Origin of the sequence: Streptomyces sp. NPDC058157 (assembly GCF_042884105.1) — a bacterium.
Classification (GTDB): domain Bacteria; phylum Actinomycetota; class Actinomycetes; order Streptomycetales; family Streptomycetaceae; genus Streptomyces.
Genome location: NZ_JBHVUQ010000014.1, coordinates 62,554 through 72,224, shown reverse-complemented (window position 1 = coordinate 72,224; position 9,671 = coordinate 62,554). Strand labels below are relative to the sequence as shown.

Here is a 9,671-nt window from a genome sequence, read left to right as displayed (position 1 = left end):
CCCCCCGGCCCGCGACGGCGGGCCCCGCCCCGGGCGCCGGCCCGCTGCGCGTCCACCTCGTCGCCTTCGACGGCGTCGAGGAACTCGACCTCTTCGGCCCCCTGGAGGTGTTCGCCCTCGCGGCGGCCCTCGGCCGGCCCGTCGTGCCCACCCTGGTCACCACCGGCCGCCCGGGCCGCGTCCGCGCCGCCTTCGGGACGCAGATCGAGGTACCGGGCCGCTGGGACCCCTCCTCCGCCGACGCGGTCGTCGTCGTCGGCGGCGGCTACCGCAAGCGCGACGGGCCCGGCGTCTGGGCCGAGATCGACAAGGGCACCCTCCCGCAGGCCCTGCGCCGGGCCGTCCGGCCCGGCCTCACCCTGGTCGGCGTGTGCACCGGCGTCTTCCTGCTGCACGCGGCCGGGCTGCTCGACGGCCGCCCCTGCACCACCCACGTCCGGGCCAAGCAGGACCTGCGCGACCTCGGCCACGACGTCCGCGACGCCCGCGTGGTCGACGACGGCGACCTCGTCTGCGCGGGCGGAGTCAGCTCCGGCATCGACGCCGCCCTGTGGCTCCTGGAACGCCACCTCGGCGCGGAGGCCGCCTCGGGCGTGGAGACCCTCCTGGAATTCGAACGCCGCGGCACCGTCCTGCGGACCGCCTAGGAACCGCCCAGCCAGCTCGTCGCGTCGAGGCGGAAGGCCGTCTCGGCGGGGACGACCCGGCGCAGGCCGCTCTCGATGTCCCGGACGCGCTCCGCGCCGAGGACGGCGGCCCACTCCGCACGCAGTTCGTCGAAGACGGCGGCCGAGCGGCGCAGCCCGGCGAGGCCGTGCGGGGTGAGGTGGACCGTCTTGCGGCGCGCGTCCAGGGCGTCGTCCCGGCGCTCGGCGTACCCGAGCGCCACCAGGCGGTCGACCGTCTTGCCCGCGGCCTGCTTGGAGACGCCGAGGCGCCGCCCGATCTCGCTGGCGGTGGCGCCCCCGGTGCCGACGGCCTGCATGGCGAACCCGTACGCCGGCCGCAGGCCTGGATGCCCCTCCTCCGCGAGCCGCGCGTGCAGCCGGTCGATCAGCGTCCGGAACCCGCCGAACAGCAGCAACGGCAGCTCGAAGCCAGGCGCGTCGGAAACCCCCTTGCCCCGATCGACAACCTGGTTTACGTTTTCCTCGTCCACACCGTCAACCATGTTGTCCATCCTACCGGGAGCCGCCTTGTCCCACGCGATCGCCACCGACATGTCCGCCCGCACCGCCAACGCCGTCGCCCTGCTGAAGGAGGCCTCCCCGGAGACGCTGGAGGCCTTCCTCACCCTCAGCCGCATGTTCGAGGCGACCACGCTCGACCCGCATTCCCGCGAAGCCGTCATCCTGACGGTCGCCGCGCACCACCGGTGCCACCTCTGCGTGGACCTGCACGAGGCCAAGCTCGCCGGTCTCGGCCCGGTGCCGGACCCCCGGCGGATCGACGCCGTCCGCCGGTTCACCCGTCAGGTCCTCGCCGCCTCGGGCGCGGTGGGCGACGAGGAGCTGGCGGCGTTCCAGGCCCACGGGTACACCCGGCGCAACGCCCTGGAGGTGGTGCTCGGCATCGGTGCCTACACCCTGTCGACCTTCGCCAACCGGATGACCCGCGCGGCCTGAGAAGCGCCCCCTAGTAGCGCTGCTGCCCGCCGGCCTCGGTGTCGAACGTGTAGAACCGGTGGTGGTCGAGCAGGTCGGCCGGGGTCACGTTGTTCCACGGGCTCAGCACGGAGTGCAGGTCCACCACGTTCGCCGTCCGGTTGGCGGGCAGGTAGCCCGACTTCGGGTTCTTCGCCTGCCACTCGGCCCACAGCTTGTCGATGAAGGCGTGGTGCAGCCAGAACGCCGGGTCGTTGGGGGACGCGGCGGAGGTCATCTGGCCGCCGACCCACACGTGCACCCGGTTGTGCAGGTTGACGCCCCGCCAGCCCTCCAGGGCGTTGCGGAACCCGCCCGAGGCGCTGTTCCAGGGGGCGGTGTCGTACACCGGGATGGCGATCACGGAGTCCACGTCGGCCCGCGTCGGCAGCTGGGGGGTACCCGAGCCGAGGCCGCGCCGCAGGTAGGTGCGGCGGTCCACGCCCACCGTCAGCACCCACTTGCCGTTCTGGGCGCCGAAGGGGCCGTCGAGCACCTGGCCGTCGCGCCCCCGGCGGGTGCCGCCCATGAAGTCCGAGGCCCACAGGGAGGAGTTGGCGGTGCGGTCGGCGGTCCAGTCCCAGTAGGGGAGGGAGACGTTCCGGTCGATCCGCTGGAGCGCCGCCTCGAAGTCCAGCAGGAACCGGCGGTGCCAGGGCAGGAAGGACGGGGAGCGGTGGCCCACCCGGTCGCCGAAGTCCGAGTCGTTCAGCAGGTACCAGTTGTGGGCGTTGACGTACCGGTCGTAGACGCCGGTCCGCTTCAGTTCGAGGACCGCGTTGACGAAGGCGCGCTTCTCGTCCGGCGTGAGGGTGGCCTGGTTCTTGCGGACGGTCACAGCTTGGCTTCCTTGGCGATGAACGGGACGAGGTCGGCGCCCTGGAGCTCGCGCACGGCGGCGCGGGCGGCGGATATGGGGTCCGGGAAGGTCTCGTAGTGGTTGACGACCGTGACCCAGCTGCCGTCGGCGTTGGGCATCAGGTGCAGGTCGTTGCCGTCGATCTTGACGGTGGGCATCGGCATGCCGTGGTGGCCCGGGCCCACGGTGATCTGGATCCGGTGGCCCTGGTAGGTCTCGTCGATGGTGCCGGTGGGCAGGGAGACGGGCGCTCCGGACGGGCCCGCCGCCCCCGGGGCGCCGGAGGCCCCGGCCGCCGGGGCGGGGGACGGCTTGGACGAGCAGGCGGCCAGTCCGATGGCTGCGGCCACACCGGAGCCGAGCCCCAGCGCCTGCCGGCGAGTGATCATGTTCATGGCTTGAATAGGTATCAGAAGCCTTCGAACACCCGATCGGTGCCCCGCGCATCCATTCCCGGCACCCGGCGGGACGGGGGGCCGCCGGCCCACATCTTACGTGCCCATGACATCACCTTCCGGCCAGCCGGCCCGGCCCGGCCCGGCCCGGCGTTTCGCCAGGACCGGCGCTGCCCGGGGCGTGGGGGTCGTGCCGTGCGGGGGTCCGGTGGTGGGGGCGGGGTAGCCTCGGCCGGGGGGTGCTCCCCGGGACTTCCCTCCCGCGTGCGGGAGTTCGCTTCGCGCCGGGGGCGCGCACCCGGTGGTGGGGGTAAGCGGGCCGGTGCCGGGGACCTGACCGGTGACAGCACAGCCCCGCCCGCCCGCAGTCCGCCCGACCGGGAGCCCCGCCATGCGCTGCCACCGCCCGCGCACCCTGCGCGCCGCCCTCTTCCTCCTCCTGCTCGCCCCGGCCCTCCCCGTGACCCCCGCCCACGCCGCCGCGGCGGGGCCGCCGCTGCGCGTGGTCACGTACAACATCTGCGGCAACATGTGCGCCGCCGCCCCGTACGACGACGAGGCGCGGCTCGACAGCGTCGTCGCCCAGGCGGCCGCCTCCGGCTGGAACGCCGACCAGCTGTTCCTCCAGGAGGTCTGCGAACCGCAGTACGACGAGATCCTCGCCCGGCTGGCCCCCGAGGGCTTCCAGGGGCACTACGGCCCGACCCTCTCCGGCCTGCCCAAGGTCTGCGGCGGCCACCCCTACGGCAACGCCGTCCTGGTCCGCGGCACGGTGACCGCCACGGCCGACCTCGACCTCACCGTCGGCGGGGAGTCCGAGCCCATCCGGGTGCCCTGCGTCCGCAACGTCCTGCACGGCCTGGCCAACTGGGCCTGCTCCGTGCACCTCTACTGGGACGACGGCACCCGCGCCGCCCCCGAGGCGCGCCGGCTCGCCGCGCAGGCCGGGGCCTGGCGGGAACAGGGACTGCCCGTCCTCCTGGCGGGCGACTTCAACCACTCGCCCCGCACGCCCTCCACGGACCCCTTCTACTCCGGCGGCTACGTCGAGGCCGACGCCGCCGAGCACCCCACCTTCGGCGCGAAGAAGATCGACTACGTGTTCTTCGGCTACCCGGACCTCACCTCCCGCGCGGCCGAGGTCCTCCCGCTCGACCCGGCCGTCTCCGACCACCGCATGCTGCGCGCCGTCGGCGGCAGGGACTGAAAGCGGATCGGTCGGGAAGGCTCCACGGAATTCACCGGAGAATCCATGATCGGGCTCGGCGGAATTTCCCCGCACCACCCCGCCGGAGAAAAGGACGGAGATCCGCCGTATTCACCGGCGGATCGTGGACGGCTTGAACGGGAGTGGAATGGTGGGCGGAAATCCGTTCGCCGACGCCGCCTGACGGCACCCCCGCCGGGCCCGGCCAGGCCCGCCGGGGCCCGGCTGGGACCTCAGGCGGCCGAGGGCGTCTCCTCCGCGTGGCGCCCCAGCTCCCGCTGGGTGCGCCGCAGCACGATCGAGTCGGCGATCTCCCCGCTGCGGATGGCGATGTTCGACAGCAGGGCCGACGTCAGGCCGTGGCTGTGCTCGGTGCCGCCCTGGAGGTAGACCCCGCAGGTCAGCCCCGAGGTGGCGACCAGGCGGTAGTCGCGCTCCACCCGGTGGCGGCCGGCCGCGTCCCGCTGGAAGTGCCGGTCGAACTCCTCGCCGAGCAGGCGGGCCGGGTCCAGGCCGTCGTAGCCGCTGGCGAACACCAGCGCGTCCACGGCCAGCTCCTCCCTGCGGTCGTCCAGCAGCGAGCGCAGCACCACGCGCGCCCCGCCGGCGGAGCCCGCCACCGAGTCGACCCGGGTGAGGTTGCGGAAGTGCAGCCGCTGGGCGCCGCTCACCTGCTCGTCGTACTGGCGCTGGTAGAGGGAGCGGATGACGTCGGCGTCGACCACCGAGTAGTTGGTGTTGCGGTGGTAGCGCCAGAACGCGTCCCGCGCGCCCTCGGTGCCGAAGTAGTACTCGTCCACCGTGTCCGGGTCGAACACCTGGTTGGCGAAGGGGGTGTCGTCGGCCACCGAGTAGCCGTAGGACGGGATGACCGCCGTGACCTGGGCATGGGGCAGCGAGTCGTGGAGGAACCGGGTGACTTCGGCCGCGCTCTGCCCGGCGCCGACCACCGCCACGCTCCTGAGGGAGGCACGGTCCTGCGCGTTGAACCGGGTCAGGAACTCCGAGCTGTGCCACACCCGTTCCCCGGCCGTCACGCCCTCCGGCATGCGCGGCACCAGCCCCGTCGAGACGACCACGTTGCGGGCCGTGACCGCCCGGGCCGTGCCGTCGGCGGCGCGCACCTCGACCTCCAGCAGGTCGGGGGCCCGCCGCCCGGCGCCGGTGACCGGGCGGATCGCGGTGACCTCGCAGCCGTAGCTGACCTGGTCGCTCAGGCCGGCGGCCGCCCACTCCAGGTACTGGTGGAACTCCTGCCGGGTCGGGATGAGGCTCTGGTTGTTCACGAACTGCACCAGCCGGTTCGAGGCGTGCAGGTACGAGATGAAGCTGAACCGGGACACCGGGTTCCTGAAGGTCGCCAGGTCCTTGAGGAACGAGATCTGCATGGTCGCCGACGGCAGCAGCATGTTCCGGTGCCAGCCGAACGTGGGCTGCCGCTCGAAGAAGTGGGACCTGACCGGATGCTGCGGGGCGCCCGCCCCGTGCTCCTTCAAGGCGATCGCGAGCGACATGTTCGACGGGCCGAACCCGATGCCGACCACGTCGAGGATCTCCTGGTCGCGCCTGCCCGTTATGCCCATAGGAAATTCTCCCCCTTGCGTCTGGAAAACTCGGCCGGTGGCCCGAGAGACCGTTCTGAAGTGTTGCCCGGAGAGTGCGCCGAGGCAACTCGAAGAGTGCATGAAAGCGGTTCGACGGCTTGTCCGGACGCCCGGTGGCCGAAATCGTTGTCCTGTCGACGGGACGCCGGTATGGTCGGCCGGGATTCCAGAGGCCAATTTCCGAAAGGGTGAATCCGGGTGTTCGTGCCGAGCTTTTACCGTGAACCGGACGGTTCGTGGATGGTGGACCTGGTCCGGAACAATCCCATGGCGCTCGCGGCGGCCAACGGCAGCCCCGAGGACGGCCCGTTCGCCACCCACCTCCCGGTCATCTTCGATCCGGAGGCCTCCGGCGACGCGCCCGGCGGGCTCCTGCCGGGCGCCGTGCTGCTCGGACACATGAACCGGGCGAACCCGCACTGGGCGGCCCTGGAGACGGGCGGCGTCCTGCTGCTGACCTTCACCGGTCCGCACTCCTACGTCTCGCCCACGGTGTACGCCAAGAGCCCGGCGGCTCCGACCTGGAACTTCACCTCGGTGCACGTCCGGGGCGTGGTGGAGAAGATCGAGTCGATCGAGGAGACGCTGGAGGTGGTGCAGGCCACCGTCCGTGCCTTCGAAGGGGCGTTCGGGGAGGGCTGGGACATGACCGGCTCGCTCGACTACTTCAGGAAGATCGTGCCCGACGTGGGGGCCTTCCGGTTCACGGTGACCGGGGCCGAGGGGATGTTCAAGCTCAGCCAGGAGCAGCCGGACGAGGTGCGCGAGCGGGTGCGCGAGTCGTTCGGGCAGAGCGCGTGCGCGTACAAGCGCGAGACCGCGGGCCTGATGAGCCGCCTGCCCTGAGGCGGAAGGGGCCGGCCGGTGCCGGGGCCTCAGGCGCTGACGGCCTCCTTGTGTTCGGCCCGGTCCGCCCGTTCGGCTCGGTCCGCCCGTTCGGCCTGGTCCTCCAGGGCGCTGGCGGCCGCGCTGTCCAACGTGGCCATCACCCACTGCTCGAAGTCCACGCCCTGCTGCTGCGCGGCCCTGTGCCACCACTGGACGCGGCTGCCGGGGACCTCCAGCCGGCGGCTCGGCTCGGCGGGAGTACGGGCGGCCGGCCGCCCGCCCTGGCGCGTGTCGCGCAGCGCGCCGCGCAGCTGCTTGGTGGTCCACTGCCGCTGCTCGGCCCGGTCGAGCCAGAGTTCCTGGTCCCCGGCGGGCAGGGAGGCCAGCTCGGCGTGGTGCTGGAAGCTCAGGGCGGGCCGGCGGCGGGAGAGGTCGAAACGCCTGGAGACCCACGCGTAGTTGCGCAGGGTCTGGTAGGAGAGGCCGGCGGCGCGGATGCCGCGCTGGTAGCGGTCGGTGTAGTGGTCCTTGCCGTACTTCAGCCAGTCGCCCAGCCACCAGCAGGAGGAGTCGAGGACACCGACGAGCTGGTGCCCGGCCCGCTCCCACTCGTCGTAGCCGATCCCGGCCGGTATCTGGAGGCCGACCCTGGTCGTGAGCACCTGGGCCCGGCGCGGAGCGGATCCGGTCGTGTGCGGCTGCCGGGACGGGGGTTGTGGGGGAGGGGCCGCGGGGCTGCCGTGCGGCGCAGCGTCGTGACCGGCCTGTGGTGCCATCGTGCCTCCAGGAGAAGGGGCGTACACAACCGGCCAGAACTGTTGCGGGGCGGGCTGGAGCGTGGCCGGAGCAGCGTTCGAACCACAGGGCCTTCACGGACTTCACGGACTTCACGGCCTTCACGGCCTTCACGAACTTCACGGACTTCACGGACGACAACCACGAGAGGGGCAAGACCATGCGCAGAAGACCGAGAGCCGGCCTGGTCGCACTGGCGGCGGCCGCCCTGCTGGCCACCGCCTTCACGGGCTCCGCCGCGGCGCGGGACGAGGCTCCCCCGGCGGCCGGCCACGAGGCGACGCAGCGGGCGATCGAGGCGGCCGTCGCGGCCGGCGTCCCCGGCATCGCCGCCGAGGTGCGGGACGCCGGGGGAGTGTGGAAGACCGCGGCGGGCGTGGGCGACCGGCAGACGGGGGCGGCGCGCACCAAGAACGACCGCTTCCGGATCGGCGGCATCACCAACACCTTCGTCGCCACCGCCCTCCTCCAGATGGAGGCGGAGGGGAAGCTGAGCCTCGACGACAGCGTGGAACGGTTCCTGCCCGGCCTGGTGACCGGCAACGGCAACGACGGCAGGGCCATCACCGTACGCCAGCTCCTCAACCACACCAGCGGCCTCTACGACTTCCTCGCCGACCAGCAGTACGCCGCGACGTACCTGGCCGGCGACGGCTTCCTCCAGCACCGCTACGACACCCTGACGCCCGAGCAGCGCGTGAAGGTGGCCCTCTCCCACGAGCCGCCCTTCCGGCCCGGCGCCCGCCACTGGTACTCCAACACCAACGACGTGCTGGCCGCACTCGTCCTGGAGAAGGCCGCCGGCCGGCCCTACGCGCAGGAGGTGCGCCGGCGCATCATCGAGCCGCTGGACCTCAGGGCGACCTCCAACCCCGGCACGAACTCCCTGCTGCCCCGGCCCAGCGCCCGCGGCTACTCCCGCCTCTTCGCCGACCGGCCCGACCGGATCGACGACGTCACCGAGGCGAACCCCTCGCAGAGCTGGGGCAACGGCGACATCATCTCCAGCACCGCCGATCTGAACCGGTTCTACGAGGCCCTTATGCGCGGGCGCCTGCTGCCGCCGCAGCAGCTCAAGGAGATGAAGACCACCGTCGACAACCCCGACTTCCCGGGCGCGTCCTACGGACTGGGCGTCGAACGGCTCACCCTGGGCTGCGGCACCACCCTCTGGTACCACGACGGCGGCGCGCTGGGCTGGATCTCCCTGGCCGCCTTCACCGAGGACGCCCGCCACCAGCTGACGTTCAACTACAACGCCAACTGGGGCGCGGAGACCATCCTCCCCATCGTGAACGCCGAGTACTGCCCGCCGGCCTCCTAGGCCGTCGCCCGTGGCAGCGTGCCACCGGTCAACTCCTCGAATCGGCACAGCAGTTGATGCTGCTCCTGCTGGAGCCGCTCGATCCGTCCCTGCAACCGGGCGATCTCTTCCATCAGCGTCCCCGCCGCCTCCCCCGCCTGAACCGGAACCGGGGCCAGGGGCGGCGGGCCGGACGGGAGGGGGCGGGCCTCCGGGCCGAGGGCCGGGTCGTGCTGGAGGATCGCCTGCATCAGGCGGCGCAGGGCGGGACCCGGCTCGACGCCGAGGTCGTGCACCATCCGGTGGCGCGCCCGCTCGTACACGCGCAGCGCCTCCGCCTGCCGGCCGCAGCGGTAGAAGGCGACCATCAGCAGGTCGTAGAACCGCTCCCGCATGGGGTGGTCGGTGGTGAGCACCATCAGCTCGCCGGTGATCTCGCCGTGCCGCCCGGTGCGCAAGTAGGCGTCGTACATCATCTCCAGCGCGGTCAGCCGGTCCTCCTCCAGCTGCGCCGCCCGCCCCGCGCAGATGCCGCCGAGCACACTGCCCTCCAGGGCCGGGCCGCGCCACAGCGACAGGGCCCGGCGCAGCAGCTCACCGGCCCGCCCCGGGTCCTCGTGCAGGATCCGCCGGGCGGTGTCGGTGAGCTGCCGGAAGCACGCCGCGTCCGTCTCGACGGGGCCCTGCCGCAGGGTGTAGCCCCGCGAGGTCGTCACGATCCACGGCTGCCGTGCCCCCCGGTCGCCGCCCCGGTCGCCGCCGCGGTCGCCGTCCCGCCCGGCGTCCCGGCCGCCCTCCGGGCCGGACAGCAGCCGGCGCAGCCGGGCCACGTGCACCTGGAGCGCGTTCTCCGCGTTGACGGGCGGTTCCTCGCCCCACAGCTCGTCGATGAGCTGCCGCACGGAGACGTGGTGCCCGGCCTTCACCACCAGCGCCCCCAGCAGCGCCCGCTGTTTGGCGCCCGTGGGCAGGAGGTGCAGGCCGGCCTCTTCGTCCCGGACCTCCACCAGACCGAGAATGCGGAACTGCATGTCTTC

At 72.8% G+C, this 9,671-nt stretch carries 11 protein-coding genes; 5 read left to right on the top strand and 6 right to left on the bottom strand.

Going from position 1 to position 9,671, the window contains the following annotated elements:
• Positions 1 to 647, top strand: a 647-nt coding sequence (locus ACFVXK_RS06040; protein ID WP_389610315.1) for a DJ-1/PfpI family protein, incomplete at its 5' end; no start/stop codon positions are given.
• On the opposite strand, the gene ACFVXK_RS06035 is transcribed toward ACFVXK_RS06040, so the two are convergent.
• Positions 644 to 1,180 carry a MarR family winged helix-turn-helix transcriptional regulator gene (locus ACFVXK_RS06035; RefSeq protein WP_389610314.1) on the bottom strand — a complete coding sequence of 179 codons (537 nt, stop codon included), beginning with the start codon at positions 1,178 to 1,180 and terminating at the stop codon, positions 644 to 646. The two genes, ACFVXK_RS06040 and ACFVXK_RS06035, sit on opposite strands and share 4 nt — an antisense overlap.
• A 40-nt stretch (positions 1,181 to 1,220) precedes the next feature.
• Here ACFVXK_RS06035 and ACFVXK_RS06030 point away from each other — a divergent pair, with 40 nt between their 5' ends.
• Positions 1,221 to 1,625, top strand: coding sequence for a carboxymuconolactone decarboxylase family protein (locus ACFVXK_RS06030; protein ID WP_389610316.1), 405 nt, complete (start codon positions 1,221 to 1,223; stop codon positions 1,623 to 1,625).
• Between the two features lie 10 nt (positions 1,626 to 1,635).
• On the opposite strand, the gene ACFVXK_RS06025 is transcribed toward ACFVXK_RS06030, so the two are convergent.
• On the bottom strand, positions 1,636 to 2,481 hold the full coding sequence (locus tag ACFVXK_RS06025) for a tyrosinase family protein (RefSeq protein WP_389610313.1): 846 nt from the start codon (positions 2,479 to 2,481) through the stop codon (positions 1,636 to 1,638).
• Positions 2,478 to 2,897: a tyrosinase family oxidase copper chaperone gene (locus tag ACFVXK_RS06020; protein ID WP_389610312.1), complete on the bottom strand. Its 420-nt coding sequence runs from the start codon at positions 2,895 to 2,897 to the stop codon at positions 2,478 to 2,480. Before ACFVXK_RS06020 ends, ACFVXK_RS06025 begins: the two co-directional genes overlap by 4 nt.
• A 391-nt stretch (positions 2,898 to 3,288) precedes the next feature.
• On the opposite strand from ACFVXK_RS06020, the gene ACFVXK_RS06015 reads away from it, so the two are divergent.
• Positions 3,289 to 4,104 (top strand): endonuclease/exonuclease/phosphatase family protein, encoded by an 816-nt coding sequence (locus ACFVXK_RS06015; protein ID WP_389610311.1) that lies wholly within the window; start codon positions 3,289 to 3,291, stop codon positions 4,102 to 4,104.
• A gap of 233 nt (positions 4,105 to 4,337) precedes the next feature.
• On the opposite strand, the gene ACFVXK_RS06010 is transcribed toward ACFVXK_RS06015, so the two are convergent.
• A complete protein-coding gene (locus ACFVXK_RS06010) occupies positions 4,338 to 5,687 on the bottom strand; it encodes a lysine N(6)-hydroxylase/L-ornithine N(5)-oxygenase family protein (protein WP_389610310.1) in 1,350 nt (449 codons plus the stop codon).
• A 219-nt stretch (positions 5,688 to 5,906) separates the two neighbouring features.
• Here ACFVXK_RS06010 and ACFVXK_RS06005 point away from each other — a divergent pair, with 219 nt between their 5' ends.
• The gene (locus ACFVXK_RS06005; RefSeq protein WP_389610309.1) at positions 5,907 to 6,554 is read left to right on the top strand and encodes an FMN-binding negative transcriptional regulator; all 648 of its coding nucleotides are present in this window, start codon (positions 5,907 to 5,909) and stop codon (positions 6,552 to 6,554) included.
• 29 nt (positions 6,555 to 6,583) lie between these two features.
• Here ACFVXK_RS06005 and ACFVXK_RS06000 read toward each other — a convergent pair whose 3' ends face one another.
• A complete protein-coding gene (locus tag ACFVXK_RS06000) occupies positions 6,584 to 7,198 on the bottom strand; it encodes an LmbU family transcriptional regulator (RefSeq protein ID WP_389610308.1) in 615 nt (204 codons plus the stop codon).
• A 293-nt stretch (positions 7,199 to 7,491) separates the two neighbouring features.
• Between ACFVXK_RS06000 and ACFVXK_RS05995 the strand changes: the two genes are divergently transcribed.
• Positions 7,492 to 8,655 (top strand): serine hydrolase domain-containing protein, encoded by a 1,164-nt coding sequence (locus tag ACFVXK_RS05995; RefSeq protein ID WP_389610307.1) that lies wholly within the window; start codon positions 7,492 to 7,494, stop codon positions 8,653 to 8,655.
• Here the strand turns inward: ACFVXK_RS05995 and ACFVXK_RS05990 are convergent.
• The gene (locus tag ACFVXK_RS05990) at positions 8,652 to 9,665 is read right to left on the bottom strand and encodes a BTAD domain-containing putative transcriptional regulator (protein ID WP_389610306.1); all 1,014 of its coding nucleotides are present in this window, start codon (positions 9,663 to 9,665) and stop codon (positions 8,652 to 8,654) included. The genes ACFVXK_RS05995 and ACFVXK_RS05990 overlap by 4 nt on opposite strands.
• Between the last annotated feature and the right edge of the window lie 6 nt (positions 9,666 to 9,671).

Excerpts from the sequence above, each read along its gene's own strand:
- ACFVXK_RS05995 (WP_389610307.1), top strand. The coding sequence starts at position 7,492 with ATGCGCAGAAGACCGAGAGCCGGCCTGGTCGCACTGGCGGCGGCCGCC.
- ACFVXK_RS06015 (WP_389610311.1), top strand. The coding sequence starts at position 3,289 with ATGCGCTGCCACCGCCCGCGCACCCTGCGCGCCGCCCTCTTCCTCCTC.
- ACFVXK_RS06035 (WP_389610314.1), bottom strand. The coding sequence starts at position 1,180 with ATGGACAACATGGTTGACGGTGTGGACGAGGAAAACGTAAACCAGGTT.
- ACFVXK_RS05990 (WP_389610306.1), bottom strand. The coding sequence starts at position 9,665 with ATGCAGTTCCGCATTCTCGGTCTGGTGGAGGTCCGGGACGAAGAGGCC.
- ACFVXK_RS06030 (WP_389610316.1), top strand. The coding sequence starts at position 1,221 with ATGTCCGCCCGCACCGCCAACGCCGTCGCCCTGCTGAAGGAGGCCTCC.
- ACFVXK_RS06020 (WP_389610312.1), bottom strand. The coding sequence starts at position 2,897 with ATGAACATGATCACTCGCCGGCAGGCGCTGGGGCTCGGCTCCGGTGTG.
- ACFVXK_RS06010 (WP_389610310.1), bottom strand. The coding sequence starts at position 5,687 with ATGGGCATAACGGGCAGGCGCGACCAGGAGATCCTCGACGTGGTCGGC.